The following is a 20813-nucleotide window of genomic DNA, read 5'->3' as shown; positions in this document are numbered from 1 at the left end:
AAAAGAAAAGCTCAAACGATTTTGGTTTGAGCTTGAAGACTTTTATTTTTTCTTTCTTTTTTTCTTTTTTGGATTTTCAAAGTAATCCTCTGCTTCGTCCATTAATTCTTTCAGACTTTTCGAATAATCCTCCGAGAAGTCAATAGTAGCAGAATATTCATGGTGTGAAATATCCATTACCTGTATTTCACCTCCCAGGTAATCTTCGATTTCAGCAAGCAACTCTTTTTCATTATCGGGGCAACAGAACGAAATGGCAATTCCTTTTTGAACTCCACGGCCCGTTCTACCTACACGGTGCACATAGTTCTCCGATACGTCCGGCAAGTCGTAATTCACCACATAATCTACATTGGGGATATCTATGCCTCGTGCACTAACATCTGTGGCAATAAGAATTTTTACTTTTCCAGCCTTAAAGTCATTCATTGCCACCAGGCGATCTTTTTGTTCCCTGTCGCCATGAATTAACTGGGTTTTTACTCCAACACGTTCCATGGCTTTGTGTACACGCTCGGCACGTACTTTTGTTCTTACAAAAACCAAAATTTTACTGTCATCGTGTTCTTTGGCAATGCGTTCCAAAAAGAATCTCTTGTCATCCATTTTTACATATGCCAAGGAGTGCTCTACATTTCTTGATACCGGATCTTTAGGCGAAATTTGAATTCGAATAGCCTTTCGAACCAATGAATAGGCCAGTTTCTTAATCTTTGGTGTAATGGTCGCCGAAAAGAATAAGGTTTGTCGATTTCTTGGAAGAAATTTAATCAGATCACGAATATCTTTGATAAAACCAAGATCCAGCATATGATCGGCTTCATCCAAAACCAGTGTGTCAATTCTGCTTAAATCGATATAACCCTGACTGCTTAAATCGAACATTCTACCAGGAGTAGAAATCAGGATATCAATTCCTTTTTGTAATTTTTCAATTTGAGGATCTTGCTCCACACCACCAAAAACACAAAAGCTTTTTACCTTGGTATACTTCCCAACTTCCTGAAATACTTCAGTGATTTGAATTGCAAGTTCACGTGTTGGAACCATTACAACACATTTAATGCCTTTGCTACTTTTATTTTTTTTCGATTTGTGAATTTTATCGATAATAGGAATTGCGAAAGCAGCAGTTTTTCCCGTACCGGTTTGTGCAATGGCCAAAACATCTTCTCCTTTTACAATGGGAGGGATGGCTTTGTATTGTATGTCGGTGGGTCTTTTAAAACCAAGTGTTTCCAGATTTTTCTTGATATCCGGAGAAAAGTTATATTGACTAAACTTCATTATTCTTTGTCTTCAAATTTGCGACAAAGATAGCTGTAAAAACTGAGTTTGGGCGATAAAGTTTTAAATCTTCTTTTCTTTGGTTTCCACCCAATATCGAAAATAACCATAACCACCGAGTACCAGCGTGCCAATAAAGGTTAAACCATTGGATAAAATTCCAAAACTGATGCCCGAATTAGCGTCTAGCTGGTAAGCCAGAAACAGCTGTAAAAGAAAGAAATGTGTGGTTCCAATTCCACCCGGACTGGGAAGAGCCCAACCCAAACCTCCTATAAACAGAATAATAACAGCAAAAAATATGGAATAACCCGAAGTTTCTGGCAAACATAGCAGGTAGATGTAATTTAGAACAACCAATGAGAGCCAGATCAATAGGGTAAGAACAATAAATTTAAATCTCTTTTTGAGTAGTAAACCATGCTTTAAAGAGTCGAACATGCTTTGAATAAATCCAATCACCTTTTTAATGATTGGTCTTTCCGATTTTTTTAGTTTTTTCAGACTCACAAAAAACAGCACAACAAAAATGACCAATAGAATGGGAAGGACATATATGTAACGGTATCCGTAAATATGAGAAATACCACCAATGGTAGAGTCTATAATCCCCTGTAAACGATCTAGTTCGATAAAGAAAATCGCAATAATTCCCAGGCCTAAAATCAGCAAATCATACGCTCTTTCTGCCATTACACTCCCCATGGACACTGCCACAGGAACTTTCGAATTTTTTTGTAAGGATGTGCAGCGAATTATTTCGCCAAGTTTGGGTGTAAAACTGTTTACAAAATAACCCAGAAGTAATGAGGTAAATACCTTATCCGATTTTGGAGATTCACCAGCCTCTTCAATTAAAAGTTTCCAACGTAATGCACGCAAATAAAACACCAAAAACAGGCAAAGAAAACTCAGAAAAATGAAAAAATAATCGGCACCAGCTAAACTTGCCCATACAGGACCAAGTGGTTTTTCGTGCAGGGTAAGAAAGAGAAAAATGGCCCCGATAATTAGTCCCGACAGATTTTTGAGTATGCTTTTTATATTATTTATCATCAAGTATGTTTTCGTTGAGTGAATGAGCAAAAATATAAATTTATTTTTTCCTCACCGTCCAGTAGGCTGCCTTTATCCATTCCTTAATCTGTGTATCAAAATCGGAAGGTTCAGCAATTACCAACCTATGTAAAACCCTGTTTTTTGATATTCTGATACATTTAAATACCGGAAAACAGTCTTCTTCCTGATTCAATTGATATTCCAACACCAGGCGATCTTTTCTTGGATAAACCGATAAGAATGTAGCACCTATTTTAAACTGAATACAGGTTTTGAGGTACAATATATCTACATTTTCGAACTCTAATATGTATTGGTTCAAAAGTTCAAAAGTATCGAGTATTTCAGTACTCATTTTATGGGTATGCGTTTCCTTATCGGTAATATAACAGGAATGGTACTGGTTGGGTCCGGGCAGTACTCTCTTACAATTTGGGCAAGTCCAAGGCATAGCTTTCTCGATTATTGTCTCTAAGATACAATAATACCTGGTTCGATCTTAAATTTAATACTAATTCGAATCGGAATTACGCAGCGCAACTTGCTGCATACTGGTATTGATTCTTTTTAATGCATCCTGTATGCTCTCTTCCGGTTTTATAAAGTTACTCTTCCCCCAGAAATTAGGGTCGTAAGTTGTTTTGTAATTGGAGAATATGGTAGTTGGATGAATCGTCTCCTTGTATTTAAATTTTAAAACATCTTCGGTTTTCAAATCGGTTGTGGCCATTTCGAAAGAGGTAGAAAAAATGCTGGAGAATAATTTTTTCTTGTTCTTCACCTTAAATTTAAGATTGCCCAAGGCATGGTTTAGATAGTATTTTCCATCGATGTTTCGATAGCTCACCACGTAATCAACCAAAGTGGGTCTTGCCTTGGTTTTTGCACTTCCTTTCACAATAAATCGATTTCTTAATTCGCTCAATCGCATTTTGTTATAGCCAAATTCAGCTCGTATAATGGCAAGGCTATTGGTTTCTACAAAAACGCGTCCTTCCAATAGGGGATCGCTTAGGTTTGGTTTGGGTTTAAACCCGATAATGTACACCGATCGGTTATCATAGGTGCTAATATCTTCCAAACGATACTGATAAAGGTGAGTAAACTCCTCATTAAGAAACTCAGGAAGGTTCTTGACGATGTCTAATTTCAAGCAGCCATTAATTCCGCCTTTAAGTCGAAATGAAATGGTGTCTAATCTTGAAACATCATATATTTTTCTGCTTTTAAATACTTTTACTCTTTCCAGTGCAGTACGGTTCGAGTAGGAGTGTTTATAGATATCCAGTACCGATTCCATATAAATCATGTACTTGTTATTTTTCAGTACCGATTCTCTGTAGAAGGAAGTAAGGTTGGTTGGATTTTGAGGGTAATTAATATGAAATTTATTTACCGCAGCATTCAAAATTGCCAAAGGATCATTGTTTCTGATAATCACTTCCTGAAGCGAAATAAAATCTTCTTTTAAGGAAATATCTAAATGGTTTTTGTTAAGATCGGCAACTTTAATTTCGGCATTTTGATAGCCAACATAAGAAAAAACCAGTGTATCGTTTAGGTTTTCTGAAGATAAACTTAAAGAAAATTCTCCATCCTGGTTGGAAATGGTACCAACATGTTTGCCTCGAATGCCAATACTTGCATAAGGTAAGGCTTTTTTCGAGTTATGATCTTTCACCAATCCCGAAATTTTCCTGTAGGAGATATAAGGGATAATTTCCTTCGTTATGCCAGCTTTAGCAACCTGTTCTTTCACCGGAACGATAACAATATGCTTATTCGTTACATGAAAACTAAGATCCTTGTCGGGAATGAGCTTCCGTAATACGCTGGATAATTTTTCGTTATTGGCCGTAAGATTAACACTTTTGCGATTTATGAATAGGTCAGAACTGTAGGTGAAATAACAATCGGCCTTTTGTTCAATGCTATCCAAAGCATTGTCGATACTGGTTTCGTTTAAGACCAGTTGTATTTTTTTATCTAAAACATTGGTTTGGGCTAAGCCTGAATTAAAACACACGAAAGCAAGTATAAAAAGAATGGATAATCTTTTTATCAAGCACAGGTTATATGTTTTAATCTTATTCATAAATGGCTTAAATTCCTTTTTTAATGGTAATGGTTTGGCCTTTCTTTTCGTATGTTAAACTTTTCGACATACAGATGTTAGTCAAAACAACATTAAGAGGATCCTGAATAAAAGTGGTATTGATTTTTTCATTGGCAATATCATTGCTTTCAAATTCAACTTTTACTCTATAGGTTCTCTCAATCACTTTTGCAACATCTTTTAACGGCATGCCTCTGAATACCATTTTCTGCGTTTTCCACGATAAATAATTGTCATCGTTCATCAGGGTTTTGTTCAGGGAGTTTTCTTTTAAAACAGCAAAATCACCTTTTTCAAGAATTACAGACTCTTCATTGTTCTCAAGTTCTGAAAACTGAACCTTTCCAGACTCTACCAAAACCTCGACTTTATCCTCTTGGGCAATTACATTAAATGATGTTCCCAAAACCTTAATTTCGGCACCTTTTACTGTAATGATAAATGCTTTTTCAGGATTCTTGGCAATATCAAAAAATGCTTCACCTTCCAGGCTTACATTTCTTGTTGCAGAATTGAATTTTTTAGGATAAACCAGTTTTGCCTCTCCATTTAGGGTAACCGTTGATCCATCTGCCAAAACAATGGTTTTGCTGCTATCCTCGGCCTTGGAAATAAATGTTTTGTATGGAGAAAGGTAGTCCTTGTACACTTTATTTGAAACCAGGCCCAAACCGATTACAAGAACAATCATTGCCGCAAATTGAAGCACTCTCTTAAAATTCTGATTTGCCAGTATTGACATGTTTTTGTTATCAGGCTTAGAAATTCTTGAATGTACCTGATTCCAGGCATGATCCGAATTGTATTTTTCCCTGATTTGAATCACATCTTCAACCAAGCCAAGATCTTTCTCCGATGCCGCAACAATTTGTGCATATTCCGAGTTCGAATCAATCAACTTTTCAAAAGCTGTTCTTTCTTCCTCACTCATTTCTCCGCTCAAATACTTCGAAATGCTCTCCCATTCAATGTTATGTGATGTTTCGTTCTTCATTTTATTTAAAGCACAATTATACTTACGTAATCTTTTAAATTTTTCCGAAATGCTTTTAAAGCTTTACCCATATTGGCTTCTACTGTTTTCACTGATATCGAAAGCTTATCTGCAATTTCTTGATATTTTAATCCTTCAAATCTACTCATTTTAAATATTTTACCGCATCTTTCCGGCAAATTTGATAGTGTATTTTGAATAATTGATTGAATTTCCTTTTCTTCCAAACTGTGATTCATGGATGAACTGTTAATTCTGGTCTTTTTTAAATGATCTTCGTATTGGTTTCTTATTCCTTTTTTTCGTAAAAACTGCAAGCTATTCAAATAGGTTGCTTTGTAAAGGTAGGCCTTAAAAGAGGTATGGATTTTTAATTTTTTCCTGTCTTCCCAAATCTGACAAAATAAATTTTGAACGATTTCTTCGGCTTGATCCGGGTCTTTCACAAATTTTGTTGCGTAATGGCAAAGAAGTGGATAGTAAAATTTAAATAATCTTTCAAACTCTTTTAAATTACCCTTTTGAATGTTAAATAATATGGTGTTTGTATCTTCCGACATTCTTGTTTTCGTATTCCTATTTCTATTAGTTTAATTCTATTCTAATATAGGATTTTTAGTCTGTATTTCCTTAGGATATGTTCAATAAAAACAGCTGTTAATTGTAACATTTTATAAGGAACGAATGGAAAGAATCACTGTTTACTCCTTGTTTCCCCAAATAAAGAGTGAATGATTCTTTCCATTGTTGTATCTTAAAGCGTTAAAATAAGTAGGTTAACTGTAATTCTTAACGAGCCTTTCTTTTTAGTTTGCGAATTGCTGCCTCTATCGATTGATCAGGTTCAATTGTATTGTGCGCTCCCCAGAAATTCTTATCTGCAAAGTTTCCAATTTCATCAACCATTACCTGGTTCAATCTAAATTTTTCGTTGCGAGTAAATCTTACAACATCCGAATCATCTCTGTCTGTTATTGCAATTTCTGTCATTGCCGAATAATTGGTGTTGAATAATTTTTTCTTCCAGTTACACTTAAAGTTAATCTCTCCACGTGCATAGTTAAAGTACCACTTTCCACCAGTTTCATGATAGTTCACAATGTAATCGGCCGAAGTAGGAGTCACTTTAACACCCGATGGTTTTCTTCTGATAAACAGTTTGCTTGCCTCATCAGGATTCTCCAGGTTCAAGCTGAACTTGGCACTTGTTAATGCCAGATTTTGAGTTTCAACGTATAATAAACCATAGTACAATGGAATGTCAACATCTTCTTTTTGGTTGAATTCAATCACATAGTGAAGCTTCTCATTAATTTTGGTAATCGATTTCAAAGTGAAATTATAACTTTGGCTAAAGTCCTCAGAAAGCAGGTTGTAAGGATTTTTAATTACATCAAGCAATAAAGCTGTAGTTGGTCCACCTTGCAATTTAAACAGAAGGGTATCCATTTTTTTCACATCCTGGCTCTTTCTGCCTTTGTAAATCTGAACCTGGTCAGATCTGCTTTGCTTGTATCCCGATTTATGGATGTTCACAACAGCTTCCGAGATGGCAACATAGGTTCTGTTCTTTCTCACGGTTTCTCTGTAGAATCCTTCCATCATGTTTGGTGTAGTCGAATAGTTTTCACCAACCTTTTTCAAAATTCTACGAACCAAATCGTTCGGATCTAAAGGATAAATATTAATCTGATCAAGCGGCACAACTGCCATTTGTAGCTGCAATACATTTTTCTTTGGTTTCAATGATTTGATATCAACCTCCAGGTTTTTGTACCCAACATGGCTTACTTCAATTTTACTAACTGGTAAACCTTTGGCAATTTTTAAAATAAATTCACCTTCGTTATTCGATACAGTTGCAACATTTACACCTTTAACGGCAACAGTAGCAAAAATTAGAGGATCTTTAGAGTCTTGGTCTTGTATCTTGCCTTTATAGACATTATACTTTAAGGTATCAATTACATGCTGAACCTTATTCTTTTCTTTCTTTTTCTTCTTTTTCCATTCCCCTGCTGAAGCCGACATGGATGTAAGTAAAATAAATGCCGAAAGCAGAATGGTAATTTTTGATATAAAATTTGTTCTCATGGCAATATGTTTTTATCTGTTTCTTTTAATTGATAATATGGAATTACGATCGTTAGATTTCCGGTTTCTATAAGTATGATGCGCGAAGCTTTTGATACCCTATCAGAAAATGCATTTTTTTTCATTTTTTTTCTGAAAACAAAAAATTATCCCTAAATCCTTGAAAGAACTGCAATCATAGCGAGTGATTCGAATTTTATAACTAATTTTAATTGATCCTAGTAAAACGAACCATTATTAAGAAATATGAAAGTTGATTTCTGTGAAGATAATTTGATCTTAAAAGTATATCCAACCATTGGCGGATGTTTCCAGGAGGGGTGGAATGTTTTAAAAAATCATTTTTTAATTCTATTCCTGGCGGTAATACTTGCCGCACTATTGGACATTCCAATGGGATACAAACAATACTTGGAAAATGTTGGCGATTCCTATTCAGTAGGCGTTTCCTTTTTCAGCCTGCTTGGTTTTATCTATTATGTGATGATTGTTACACCATTTAATTATGGATTTGATTGGATATACCTGAATGCCGCAAGAAAAAAAGAACCTCAATTTGAAGAAATCCTTTCGGGATTTAAGAAGTACATTGTTGTGATATTAAGTCACCTGCTTGTAATTGGAATCGTAGGCTTTGGATTTGTGCTGCTGATTATACCAGGCATTTACCTTCTTTGTAAATTGGTTTTTGTTCCTTATTTGGTGATGGATAAAAAGGTGGATCCAATTCAGGCTATTAAGCTGAGTTTCTATTTAAGTAAAGGATATTTCTGGACCATTTTTGGAATGGGAATCTTGTCGTTCTTTATTATCATCCTTGGAATTATTTGCTTCTTTGTTGGTGTGTTTGTATCCATCGTATGGATTCATTCTGCTTTTGCAGTATTGTATAATGCAGTGGAAGAGTTACACTTCGAGGATGCATGTAAGCTGGCGGATGTGCAAATAAAGGAAGAGTAAAAAGATAAACACCTATATAAAAGAAAAAAGCCATCAAATCTGATGGCTTTTCTTATTTATTACAGCTTTAGCTGTTTCGACATTTCAAGCATTTTAACGATTGGAGCTTTTGCATTTTCCATGATATCATCTGGTAAAATAATTTCGGGCTGTTCATTCTTAAGAGCCAGGTAAATTTTCTCCATGGTGTTCAACTTCATGTATGCGCAGTCATTACACGAGCAGGTTTCATCTGCCGGAACAATCAAAAATTCCTTTTTCGGCGAATCCTTCTTCATCTGGTGCAAAATGCCTGTTTCGGTTGCAACAATAAATTTCTGAGCATCGCTTTCTCTTGTATATTTCAACATTGCGGTAGTTGAACCCACAAAATCGGCTAGCATTAAAACAGGCTGAGGGCATTCCGGGTGAGCAATTAAAGTCGCATCAGGATTTTCAATTTTCATCTGCATAATTTTTTCTGCAGACAAAATATCATGAACTTCACAGGTTCCATCCCAAAGCACCATTTCTCTACCGGTAACTTCGTTGATATAGCGGCCTAAATTTTTATCAGGAGCAAAAATGATTTTCTGATCTTTTGGTAAAGATTCCACCAACTGAACTGCATTTCCCGAAGTACAAATTAAATCGGAAAGTGTCTTGATTTCGGCACTACAGTTGATATATGAAATCACCATATGGTCGGGATATTTTGCTTTGAATTTTGCAAAATCTCCGGCAGGACACGATTCTGCCAGCGAACAACCTGCTTCCAAATCGGGAAGAAGAACCTTCGTATTTGGATTCAGGATTTTAGCAGTTTCTGCCATGAAATGAACGCCCGCAAATAAAATGATATCTGCATCCACTTCAGTTGCTTTTTGGGCAAGAGCCAAACTGTCACCCTTAAAGTCTGCGATTTCCTGAATATCAGGAGTCTGGTAATAGTGTGCTAATATAACGGCGTTTTTTTCTTTCGCCAGTTGAAGAACTTTCTCTCTCATCAATTTTATAATTGCTAATAGTGTTGTATAAATACAGATGCAAATATCTTTAAATTATCGAGAATTACAAATCCAGACCTTTATTTTAAATGTTTCTTAGGATTTAAGCCGATGGGAGAGTGAATATAAAAGTACTTCCTTTTCCCAGTTCACTTTTCACTTCTATGTTGCCACCATTTGCTTCCACAAACTCTTTGCAGAGCAATAAGCCCAGTCCGGTTCCTTTTTCACCGGCAGTTCCCGACGATTTGTATTTCAAATCAATACGAAACAGTTTGTCGATATTTTCCTTATCGATTCCAATTCCCTGATCGATTACCTGTATTTCGCAATAATTGGAATGAGGGATCACTTTTACTGCCACTTCGCTGGAATTGTGCGAGAACTTAATGGCATTATTCAGAAGGTTACGCAATACCGAGCTGCACATGTTCCGATCAGCAAGGGCCATGATCTCTTCCGGACAGTATTTGGTCAATTGTATCTGTTTCTTTTCGGCCGAAGCAGAATAGAGGCTAAGGCTTTCAGAAATCAATTCACACAGATCGAATTCAACAGGGGAAAAATCAATTTTCCCGGTTTGTGATCTCGACCAGGTGAGCAAATTCTCCAAAAGGTTGAAAATGTGTTTCACAGATTCATGAACTTTTCGAATGCCCACTTTCTTTTCATCTTCGTCGATCAGCTGGTAATTTTCATGAATCATTTCGCTGATTGATAACAAGCTTGTAAACGGATTTTTTAAATCGTGAGATATGATTCTAAAGAATTTATCTTTGGTTGCCACCAACTCCTTCAGGTTCTGTTCCGATTCTTTTAAATTCTTATTGGCAATTGTAATCTGTTCATTTTGTGCACTCAGCAATTTGTTGGTTCTCAGGTTTAAAAGATACCTGTACACAAATATGAAAACAGCACTAACAACAAATATTTCAAGCAGGATAAACCACCAGGTCATGTAAAAAGGTGGATGAATTGCAATATGCAGCTCTCTTGGCTTTTCGCTCCATTTGCCATAAGGGTTCTGGGCAATTACCTCAAAAGTATATTTTCCTGGCGAAAGGTTTGAGTAGGATGCAAAATTTCGTTTTTCAGAATATACCCACTTCTTTTCCAAGCCTTGTAAACGATAGGCATAATTTACCTTATCGGGAGAGAAGTTCGACACGCTCGAAAACTCGAAAGAAAGAAACCTGTGTTCATAATCCAATTCAATAGAATCGGTAAATGCAATGCTTTTGGAAAAACTGTAAGAATCTGTATTCTTGTCATAGGCAATCCAATTTCCTTTCGATTCTCCTGCTGATACATGAACAGGTTGACCATGAACTTCAAGCTTTGTAATTTCTGCTTCATACAAAGCATCCTCTTTAATTTCTTTATCAGGATCGATAATATTTAAACCATAAACACCACCAAAATACAATAGACCACTTTCTCCTTTATGGAATGCTCCTCCATTAAACTCATTACTTTGAAGTCCATCATGGACATCAAAATTTTTACAGGAATAATTTCTTAGAGAGAATTTGCAAATGCCTGAGTTGGTGCTGAGCCAAAGGTTTTTCTTGCTGTCGTTCAATACACCATAAATTACATTGTTTGGCAAACCATGTTCGGTTCCAAAATGTTCAAATTCCTGTGTGTTTTGGTTGAATCGGTTCAGTTTGTTATTGGTTCCAATCCAAAGTATTCCGTCTTTTTCTTCATAAATGGAGAAAACCACATTGTCAGAAATGCAATTTTGCGAGTTTCTTGAATAGGTGTATCTGGCAAATGCTTTTGTTTGCTTGTTGTAAACGTTTAATCCGCCACCATAGGTTCCTACCCAAATCTGACCTTTCGAATCTTCAAAAATCACCGAATAAACAAAATTGTGTGAAATGCTATTGGCATCACTTTCCGAATGTTTAAACTGGGTAAATTCTTCCGTTTCCGGATCGAATAGGTTTAAGCCATTCTGTGTTCCAATCCATAGCAGATTTTCACTGTCCTCAAAAATTACACGTACCGAATTGTTGCTTAATGAACGATTGTTGTTTGCTTTATTTCTGTAGCGATTCCTTGATTTGGTTTCAGGATTGAAGCGTATCAACCCATCTCCATCGGTTCCAATCCAAATGATTCCTTTTCGGTCTTCGTATACCTTACGAATTGCTTTGTGTGGCAGTTTTTTCGACGCTCTAAAATCGTAATTAATGAAAGTATCCTGTTTCACATTGTATTTTGATACTCCCTGGTTATTGGTTCCTATCCATACATTCGAATCTTTGTCTTCGCAAATGGACCACAGGAAATTAGCAGGCAAACTGTTCTCGTCGAGCGGATCGTGTTTCAGCAAATCGAATTTGTGCAATTGTGGATCGTAAATGCTAATTCCAGCACCAAAGGTACCCAACCATATCACGCCAGTGCGATCTTCGAAAATGCAATTGATTGCATTGCCCGATAAACTCTGAGCATCGGCCGAATTATTTTTGTAATGCTTCTTTTTCTTTTCATTGGGATTAAACCTGAACAAACCCGAACCAAATGTGCCAAACCAAATGTTGTTGTTCTGATCGCGAAGAATCGGTTTACTGGTATTAATGGATAGGCTGTTTGAGGATTCAAATGATTTTACTGAATATCTGATTTTATCAGAATTCTTACTTCGGTGCAACAATGCTTTGTTGGTAGAAATCCATAAAGTTGAATCCTTATCGTATAAAAGATTTTCAATTTGAAGTTTTTCCAAATCGGGTAGTGAGTCACATTCGAAACGATTGTTGCACTCAAATAATCCCTTATTCGTGCCAATCACAATTGAATTGGACGATTGTGCCAGTGAAAGCACTCTTCTGTTTTCCTGATCACCTGTGTAATTTTCCTTTTTAATGCTTTTTGTTTCAGTATGATAGGAGAATAATCCCTTGTCGGTTCCAAACAAAATATGTTTTGGATTGATTTGAAGAATGCAATTTACCCTGGAAGAAATGAGTCTTGCATTTTGAATTTGGATCTTGGCCAGGCTTGTAATATCAATACAGTTGATTCCTTTTAGCGTTCCTATCCAAAGTCTGTTTTCCGAATCTTCGAAGATATGAGTAATGGTGTCGTTTGATAAGGAGCTACCAGGTCCAGCTCCCCTGAATTGAGTAAATTGCTCATTAACCGGATCGAACCTGCTTAAACCACCTCTCGAACCCAACCACAATTTTCCTTTGCTGTCTTCAAATATTTGCTCAATCCATTTGTAGGATATGGTATTTGAATTTTCAGGATCGCTCCTGTAAATCACAAAATTCTTTCCATCGTAACGGTTTAAACCATCTTCGGTGCCGAACCACATAAATCCTTTCGAATCCTGGTGGATACAGTAAACAGAACTTAATGAAAGTCCATCGTTAATGGTTATTCGTTTAAAACGGATATTGCTTTGTTGTGCCGAAAGCTGAAATGCACACAACAATACACACAGAAAGAGTAGGGTGGGTTTTAGGTGGTTCATGTTGGGTCAATCTGGGTTTATGAATCCTTAGCAAATTAGTGAAAAAAGTTCTTCTTACGTAATTTATAAATTTAAAGAATGTTAAATCAGATATTTAGAGATAAAATTGATTCCTAAAGGTAAAATATTGTGTTATGTGGACGAAGAAATTTATTTTTATGCTATCAAAAAAACAATCAGCTTAAGAAATCGAGATATGTTAGAAATTTGTTGTTATTCAGTGCAATCGGCAATTATTGCAGAACAATCGGGAGCGAATCGTATTGAACTGTGTGCGGGCGTATACGAAGGAGGAACCACGCCAAGCCTGGCGACCATTCAAATGGCGAAAGAGCAGTTGAGCATTCCGGTACATGTAATTATTCGTCCAAGAGGAGCCGATTTTTGTTATTCGGATCTTGAGTTTGAAAATATCAAAAAAGATATTCTGGCTTGCAAAGAATTAGGGGTTGAAGGTGTGGTTTCAGGAATTTTGCTAAGCAATGGAAGTATTGATATCGCAAGAAATAAAGAATTGGTTGAATTGGCCAAACCCATGAGTTTTACCTTTCACAGGGCTTTCGATATGGTGGAGAATCATGCGCAGGCATTGGATCAGTTAATTGAAATGGGAGTAGACAGAATTCTAACATCAGGAGGCATGCAAACTGCCGAAGAGGGAATCGATTTGCTGAAAAAGCTGGTCGATCAGGCTGAAGGCAGAATTGTTATTATGCCGGGAAGCGGAGTGAATGAAAACAATATCGGCAAACTAAAGGAAATTACCGGGGCAAAAGAATTCCACTGTTCTGCCAAGAAGCTGGTGAAAAGTAAAATGGAATATCAGAATCCTAATATTAATATGGGAGGAGAGGGCAGTATTCCGGAATTTGAATATTACGAAGCCGATTCGGAAAAAATAAAAAGAACCCTTATGGCTTTGAAAGCGTAAGTTTGATCTTTAGACATATAAAAAAAGTGCTGTTTCGTTTGAAGCAGCACTTTCTTAGTTTTATCGATTATTAGTACAAATCTTTGGCAAAACTACCTTCCACTTTATTGCCCAATAGCAACTCTTCAATGGTTGCGGCAATATCGGCAAAAGTAGTGCGTGTTCCCAGGTTCACATTCTGCTTGATGTTTTTTCCATAAACCATTAGAGGAATGTATTCTCTTGTGTGGTCTGTTCCTTTGTAAGTAGGATCGCATCCATGATCAGCCGTTAGAATCAGAATTTCATCCTCTTTTAGCTTTTCCTGAATTTGCGGCAGGTACTGGTCAAACTCTTCCAAAGCAGCTTTATAACCTTCCGGATTTCTTCTGTGACCATAAACCATGTCGAAATCAACCAGGTTGGTAAAGATTAATCCTTTCGAATCTTCCTCCAGAGCAACTAATGTTTTTTCAATGCCATCTACATTGTCTTTGTTGGTTCCTCGTGATTCGGTTATTCCCTGTCCGGCAAAAATATCCTTGGTCTTTCCAATTCCGATAACGTCCAAACCATTTTCTTTTAATCGGTCTAAAACCGTTGCTTGTGGTGGTGTTACCGAGTAGTCGTGACGATTGGAAGTACGTGTAAACTTACCTTTTCCGCTACCCAGGTACGGACGAGCAATTACACGAGCAACAGGTTCATGCTCAGAGCAAATTTCAAGGGCAATTTCACAAGCCTTGTAAAGTTCTTCTAAAGGAATTACCTCTTCGTGCGCTGCAATCTGAAACACCGGATCGGCCGATGTATACACAATCCAATTGCCGGTTTTCATTTGTTCATCGCCATATTCATCCAGAATGGCAGTTCCCGATGCCGGCTTGTTTGCCATTACCTTTCGGCCTGTTTTCTCTTCGAACAAACGGATGGTTTCTTCCGAGAATCCATTTGAATAAGTTGGGAATGCTTTTGCCAGTTTCACACCTGCAATTTCCCAGTGTCCTGTGGTTGTATCTTTTCCTTTCGATGCTTCTGCAGCTTTTCCAAATGCACCATTTGCATTTTCGGTAGGTTCAACTCCCTCTATCGGAGTGATATTTCCCAAACCTAACTTTTGCATGTTTGGCAAGCTCATTCCACCGCAATGTTTTGCGATATTTCCCATGGTGTTTGAGCCCATATCACCAAATTCAGCAGCATCTGGTAAATAACCAACACCTGCGCTATCTAATACTACGATGGTAGCACGTTCAATTTTTTGAATCATAAATCAGTGTTTTTATGTATTTCGAAAAATACAGATGATGGGTTGTTTTTGTAGTGCTGCAAAGATAATAGAACAATTCTTAATAAGCAATATTTAATAATGAGCAATTATCAATGAACAATTATCAATGAACAATTATCAATGAACAATTATCAATGAGCAATTATCAATGAGCAATTATCAATGTACAATTATCAATGAACAATTATCAATGAGCAATTATCAATGAACAATTATCAATGAACAATTATCAATGAACAATTATCAATGAGCAATTATCAATGAGCAATTATCAATGAGCAATTATCAATGTACAATTATCAATGAACAATTATCAATGAACAATTATCAATGAGCAATTATCAATGTACAATTATCAATGTACAATTATCAATGTACAATTATCAATGTACAATTATCAATGTACAATTATCAATGTACTACTAATGATCCTTGTATTTAATATTCCAGACTTATGGTATAAAAAATCCCCCAAGCGCGAACGCCCGGGGGATGAAATATTAAAACCTGAATTCACTTAAAAATATTTACACAGCTTCAACTATTTTTTAGTAGAAATTGTTTCAGATTTTTGCAGTACTATCGGGATAATTCAAAAAAATATGGAACGATTTATGCAAAAAATAGTGAAGTCCATAATGTAAGCCATCTTCATTCAATCTTTGAATTAAAAATTCTTCAAAATACCCCGGTATTTTATCAAAATTTTTAATTCAAATCTTAAACAAATATGACTTTCTGTGATGAATATTTTAAGTGAATTCAGGTTTAAGGTTTATATAGACTTATACCTGGTACATCTTTTCGCGTTGTTCCTTGATTTTTTCGCTGGTGATGTAATCGTCGTAATCCATTAGTTTATCGATGGTTCCGTTTGGAGTTAACTCGATAATACGTGTGCTTACGGTTTGAATGAATTCGTGGTCATGAGAAGACATCAATACCGTTCCGCCAAAGTTAATTAAGGAATTGTTAAACGATTGGATGGATTCCAAATCCAAGTGGTTGGTAGGAGTATCCAAAATCAAAAGATTCGCATCTTTCAACATCATTCTGGAAATCATACAACGTACTTTTTCACCTCCCGAAAGAACATCGGCTTTCTTGTAAATGTCTTCGCCCGAGAATAACATCTTACCCAAATATCCACGCAAGTAAATTTCACTGGTATCATTCGAGTATTGTGCCAACCAGTCGATCAATGTAATCTTCTCCTGGAAAAAGCTTGAGTTATCCAATGGCAAGTAGGCTGGCGTAATGGTAACACCCCATTCGAATGAACCGCTATCTGCTTTATCTTCTCCGTTAATAATATTGAAAAGAGCAGTCATGGCACGAGGATCTTTCGAAAGGAAGACCACTTTTTCACCTTTTTCGATGGTGAACTCAACATCTTTAAACAAAGGTTCGCCTTCGATGCTCTTGCTTAAGCCCATACAAGAGAAAATCTTATCACCTGCTTCGCGTTCCTGCTGGAAAATAATACCTGGGTAACGACGAGTTGAAGGCTGAATATCTTCGATGTTCAATTTCTCTAACATCTTCTTACGAGAAGTAGTTTGCTTCGACTTGGCAACATTGGCGCTAAATCGGGAAATAAACTCCTGAAGTTCCTTTTTCTTCTCTTCGGCTTTTTTATTCTGCTGTGCTGCCTGGCGAGCTGCCAACTGGCTAGACTCGTACCAGAATGAGTAGTTACCAGAGAACATCTTGATTTTTCCGAAGTCGATATCTACAATATCAGTACAAACAGAATCAAGGAAGTGACGGTCGTGAGAAACCACGATCACAGTATTGTTAAAGTTGGCCAAATAGTTTTCCAACCACATTACAGTTTCAAGGTCAAGATCATTGGTAGGCTCATCCAGAAGCAAGTTATCCGGATTACCGAAAAGTGCCTGTGCAAGCAATACACGTACTTTTTCCTTACCACTTAATTCCTTCATGGTTTTGTAGTGAATGGCTTCTTTAATTCCCAAACCACTCAACAATTCAGCTGCGTCGCTTTCGGCATTCCATCCATCCATTTCAGCGAATTTCTCTTCCAGCTCCGATGCTTTAATTCCATCTTCTTCAGAAAAATCAGGCTTAGCATAAATTGCATTTTTCTCCTGCATGATTTCCCAAAGCTCGGCATGTCCCATTACCACTGTATCCAGTACGGTAAATTCATCGAATTCGAAGTGGTTCTGCTTTAGAACTGCCATTCTTTCGCCTGGCTCCATCATTACATTTCCTGTAGTTGAATCTAATTCTCCTGAAAGAATTTTAAGGAATGTAGATTTACCGGCACCATTTGCACCAATAACTCCATAACAGTTGCCTGGAGTGAATTTTATATTAACATCCTGAAAAAGAGTTCTTTTCCCGAATTGAATTGATAAGTTTGAAACTGAAATCATTTTATACTTTTTAAATAATAAAATTGTAAAAGTATAATGCCGGTATAAATTCAAAGAACTTGAAGGAATGTAATGAACTTCATGTTTATTTTGAATTATAATCGGTATTATCTAGACCATTTACTAATTCAGGGCGCAAAATTAGTAATTATTCTGCATAATAAAACACTTGGGCAATTAAGTTTTAATGAATATGCCGTATAAATAAGTAAAATCATTGCTTGTAAAGAGTCTTGAACCTCTTCTCCAATTTAGGAGCAGGCTGAGTATGAAATCATCCAATTTGAAAGAAAGTTGGATAAAGATCTAAGCCAGAAAAAAATATTGATAGATGATCACCGCTAAGCGCAATGAGATTGTCCCAAAATAAATTTAGATAAGCTCGAAAAGAGTTTTTCCCTAAAAAGGGAAAATCCCGACAGGGAAAAGGGTGTAAATCAAACGAAATGTACCATTTCTGGCACCCCTCTACATCTCATTTTATATTTTTTCTACTGGTGAGAAATGGATTCTTCGGTGTAAATTTTTTCGGCATTGGGTACGCTAAACCTAAATGTGGTTCCTTTGCCAGCTTTGCTGTCTACCCAAATTTCACCCTGGTTTTTCTCAATGAAATCTTTACACAGGATCAAGCCCAGGCCATTCCCTTTTTCACCACGTGTACCGCTACTTGAGGCATCCAATTCGAATATGTTTGAAATTGTATCATCGGGAATTCCAACACCATTGTCTTCAACCCAAATTTCGGTATGGTCTTCTACCATTTCGGCTCCTAGAATAATTAGGCCACCTTCTGGCGTAAATTTTAAAGCATTGTTTAGTAGGTTTCGAACCACGGTTTCGAGCATTGGGCGGTCGGCGTACACAAATAAATTTTGAGAAATGGAAAGCTCCAGTAAAATGTTCTTTTGTTGTGCACCAGCCTTGTAAATTTCAATAATTCCTGATAAGAGGTTTTTCACCGGAATTACCACGGGAGTAAATGGCAGTTTGCCCGATTGATTCAAAGACCATGACAAGAGATTATCCGTAAGGTTGAGGACACGGGTAACACAATCGTTCAAATCCTGGCTGGTTTCGTCCAGTTCCTGGTAACGGCCTTGTCTTAAAAGAATTTGTATTAAGTTCGAAATGCCTGATACCGATGCCAAAGGAGAACGCAAATCGTGGGAAATAATCTGGAAAAGCTTGTTTTTGGTTTGGTTGGAAATGCGCAATTCCTGGTTTCTGTGGTCCAAAATTTCTTTTGACCATTCTATTCGCGATTTTTGCAAGCTAAGAAGCCTGGTTAATTTTTTGTTTCTGTAGTAGGAGTACAGTATAAAACCGGCATATCCTAAAATCAATATTAAAATTACAATTAAGCCATTTCGCTGCATGGCTTTGCTGTTGTTTTCTTTTTCGAGTAAAGCAATTTGTGCTTCTTTTTTTTCTGTTTCGTATTTAGTTTGGATTTCAGCAACTTGCTGTAAGGTTTTTATTGTATGTAAGCTATCTCTCAATTTCTTGGAAAAATTAACATATCTAACAACACTATCTGGATTGTTTTTATAAGCGAAAATTTTGAATATGCGATCAGCGGTATTTTTCTGAATTTCGATATTTCCAACCTCTTTTCCTAATGCCAAAGCTCTCCTGCTTAAGGATAGAGATTTATCAAAATTGTATTGCATATAGTATGCGTAAGATAGTCCATTAAGGGTAGTGACTAGCAAATATTTATTACCAATTTCTTCTTTTAGCACCAGGCTTTTCTCTAAATATTCCTGGGCGAAACCGAACTGTTCCATTTCAAGAAAGCATGCCCCAATGTTGTGATAGGTTTGAGCTGATTTATATTTGCTAGGTCTTTTTTCCAGCAATTTTAAATTTTGCTTGTGCAGCAGCATAGCTTCTTTGTATTTTCCTTGAAGGGAATATACATTGGCAATATTCGTATTAGCATTATAAGTGAAATTGTGAAGATTATTCTTTTTACTTACTTCAGCCGATTTGTTGTAGTATTCAAGTGCTTTTGAGTAATTTTTAAGGTGCCTGTGCACAATGCCCAAACCATTATAAGCATTGGCAAGTAGCATAGGATCAGGATGATCTGTAAAGTAATTAATTCCTTTGTGAAAATCCTTGGTTGCCTCCTCATGTTTGGATAGTTTTCGATTCAGGTATCCACGATTAATGTAGGTTTTATGCAGGCCATATAAATCATTGGACAACTTGAAGTTTAATATTGCATCATTGTAATTTTTGAGGGCATTCTCATTTTTATCTTTCCTGGAGTTAATAAGTGCCATACGAATGTAGGCATTGCCTAAGCCGGAATGATTATTGGTTTCTTTGGCCAGATGTATGGTTAATGTCACATAATATTCAGCTTCAGAAATCTGTTTTCTATAGTTTTTCCCTGTCCAGTCGTTCAGGTATTCAATTTTTTTATCCGTACTGGAAATACTATCTATTGCATTCTCAACTGTTCCAACCGTTTGAGCAATGCCGGTAAGTGGTAGAATTAAAAGTAGTAGCAAAAAACGCATAAGCCAATGATTTCAAGTTAGATCTAACTAATATAAAAAAAATGAATGACAAAGTTATCAATTACTTTGTCATCCATTAGTTTAGCAAGTTATTTCTATACTATGGAGTTGCTCCTCCAGCATCGTCATAATCTACATCGGTATGGTTGTCTTGTTCAGGATTCGACGGACCAGACATCATTGAATTATTCACCATCACCATACTCACCGTTTTGATCTCATCGGTTGGACCTTGGTCCAAAGGCACAGAGAACTCTGCAATTTCAGTTTCGATACTTCCATTGGAAGTAATTGTTGCTGTAACGGCCCAAAGTTTTTTGCCATCTCTTTCAATTTCACCCTGGTTTAGAGAGTTGAGTGCATAACCTTTAGGCACAGATACTACCGAGTTTAAAGTGTAAACTCCATTTGATGCAGATTTCACCAAATTCACATAAGGTTTTAATAATTTCATCTTCTGTCAATTTAAGTTAGCGTATTACTTATCGATAGTGAAATTAACAAAATATTATAATGCTGCAAATATGTACTTACATAAATAATGATATTGATAAGAGAGGATGGGAGACTCTATGAAGGCGTGATTTTGTGATTTAGCGAATTTGTGATTGTGTGATTTTGTGAATGTGTGATTTTGTTATTTTGTGAATGTGTGACTTTGTGAATGTGTTAGCAGTTGGATTAGCTACTGTT

15 protein-coding genes are annotated in these 20813 nt (G+C 36.4%); 2 read left to right on the top strand and 13 right to left on the bottom strand.

What is annotated here, in order from left to right; translation table 11 throughout:
• Positions 1 to 42: 42 nt before the first annotated feature.
• The 7 genes from ELS83_RS02110 to ELS83_RS02080 form a co-directional block, all read right to left on the bottom strand.
• Entirely contained in the window at positions 43 to 1287 is a 1245-nt protein-coding gene (locus ELS83_RS02110; protein WP_171593861.1) for a DEAD/DEAH box helicase, read from the bottom strand.
• A gap of 63 nt (positions 1288 to 1350) precedes the next feature.
• Positions 1351 to 2343, bottom strand: coding sequence for a lysylphosphatidylglycerol synthase transmembrane domain-containing protein (locus tag ELS83_RS02105; RefSeq protein ID WP_171593860.1), 993 nt, complete (start codon positions 2341 to 2343; stop codon positions 1351 to 1353).
• 40 nt (positions 2344 to 2383) lie between these two features.
• Entirely contained in the window at positions 2384 to 2797 is a 414-nt protein-coding gene (locus tag ELS83_RS02100; RefSeq protein ID WP_171593859.1) for a DUF5655 domain-containing protein, read from the bottom strand.
• A gap of 60 nt (positions 2798 to 2857) precedes the next feature.
• Positions 2858 to 4441, bottom strand: coding sequence for a carboxypeptidase-like regulatory domain-containing protein (locus ELS83_RS02095; protein WP_171593858.1), 1584 nt, complete (start codon positions 4439 to 4441; stop codon positions 2858 to 2860).
• Between the two features lie 7 nt (positions 4442 to 4448).
• Complete coding sequence (locus tag ELS83_RS02090) at positions 4449 to 5456, bottom strand: FecR family protein (RefSeq protein ID WP_171593857.1); 1008 nt, start codon at positions 5454 to 5456, stop codon at positions 4449 to 4451.
• 5 nt (positions 5457 to 5461) lie between these two features.
• Positions 5462 to 6016: an RNA polymerase sigma-70 factor gene (locus tag ELS83_RS02085; RefSeq protein ID WP_171593856.1), complete on the bottom strand. Its 555-nt coding sequence runs from the start codon at positions 6014 to 6016 to the stop codon at positions 5462 to 5464.
• 229 nt (positions 6017 to 6245) lie between these two features.
• On the bottom strand, positions 6246 to 7550 hold the full coding sequence (locus tag ELS83_RS02080; RefSeq protein ID WP_171593855.1) for a carboxypeptidase-like regulatory domain-containing protein: 1305 nt from the start codon (positions 7548 to 7550) through the stop codon (positions 6246 to 6248).
• Positions 7551 to 7796: 246 nt separating this feature from the next.
• On the opposite strand from ELS83_RS02080, the gene ELS83_RS02075 reads away from it, so the two are divergent.
• Positions 7797 to 8510, top strand: a complete 714-nt coding sequence (locus ELS83_RS02075; protein ID WP_171593854.1) for a hypothetical protein — start codon at positions 7797 to 7799, stop codon at positions 8508 to 8510.
• A 59-nt stretch (positions 8511 to 8569) separates the two neighbouring features.
• Here the strand turns inward: ELS83_RS02075 and nadA are convergent, their stop codons facing one another.
• Together nadA and ELS83_RS02065 are read right to left on the bottom strand one after the other, a co-directional pair.
• The gene (gene nadA, locus ELS83_RS02070) at positions 8570 to 9496 is read right to left on the bottom strand and encodes a quinolinate synthase NadA (RefSeq protein WP_171593853.1); all 927 of its coding nucleotides are present in this window, start codon (positions 9494 to 9496) and stop codon (positions 8570 to 8572) included.
• A gap of 103 nt (positions 9497 to 9599) precedes the next feature.
• Positions 9600 to 12986, bottom strand: coding sequence for a sensor histidine kinase (locus ELS83_RS02065; RefSeq protein ID WP_171593852.1), 3387 nt, complete (start codon positions 12984 to 12986; stop codon positions 9600 to 9602).
• A gap of 196 nt (positions 12987 to 13182) precedes the next feature.
• Between ELS83_RS02065 and ELS83_RS02060 the strand changes: the two genes are divergently transcribed.
• Complete coding sequence (locus ELS83_RS02060; protein ID WP_171593851.1) at positions 13183 to 13917, top strand: copper homeostasis protein CutC; 735 nt, start codon at positions 13183 to 13185, stop codon at positions 13915 to 13917.
• A 70-nt stretch (positions 13918 to 13987) separates the two neighbouring features.
• On the opposite strand, the gene ELS83_RS02055 is transcribed toward ELS83_RS02060, so the two are convergent.
• From ELS83_RS02055 to ELS83_RS02040, 4 genes are all read right to left on the bottom strand, one after another.
• Positions 13988 to 15166 carry a phosphopentomutase gene (locus tag ELS83_RS02055; RefSeq protein ID WP_171593850.1) on the bottom strand — a complete coding sequence of 393 codons (1179 nt, stop codon included), beginning with the start codon at positions 15164 to 15166 and terminating at the stop codon, positions 13988 to 13990.
• Between the two features lie 806 nt (positions 15167 to 15972).
• Positions 15973 to 17589 carry an ABC-F family ATP-binding cassette domain-containing protein gene (locus ELS83_RS02050; RefSeq protein WP_171593849.1) on the bottom strand — a complete coding sequence of 539 codons (1617 nt, stop codon included), beginning with the start codon at positions 17587 to 17589 and terminating at the stop codon, positions 15973 to 15975.
• Positions 17590 to 18080: 491 nt separating this feature from the next.
• Entirely contained in the window at positions 18081 to 20120 is a 2040-nt protein-coding gene (locus ELS83_RS02045; protein WP_171593848.1) for a tetratricopeptide repeat-containing sensor histidine kinase, read from the bottom strand.
• A 100-nt stretch (positions 20121 to 20220) separates the two neighbouring features.
• Positions 20221 to 20574 carry a hypothetical protein gene (locus ELS83_RS02040; protein ID WP_171593847.1) on the bottom strand — a complete coding sequence of 118 codons (354 nt, stop codon included), beginning with the start codon at positions 20572 to 20574 and terminating at the stop codon, positions 20221 to 20223.
• Positions 20575 to 20813 lie beyond the last annotated feature (239 nt).

The sequence above is a fragment of the Marinifilum caeruleilacunae genome, from assembly GCF_013141825.1.
Lineage (GTDB): Bacteria > Bacteroidota > Bacteroidia > Bacteroidales > Marinifilaceae > Marinifilum > Marinifilum caeruleilacunae.
The sequence above is the reverse complement of the archived record's forward strand: the minus strand, read 5'-3'. Positions and strand labels throughout refer to the sequence as shown.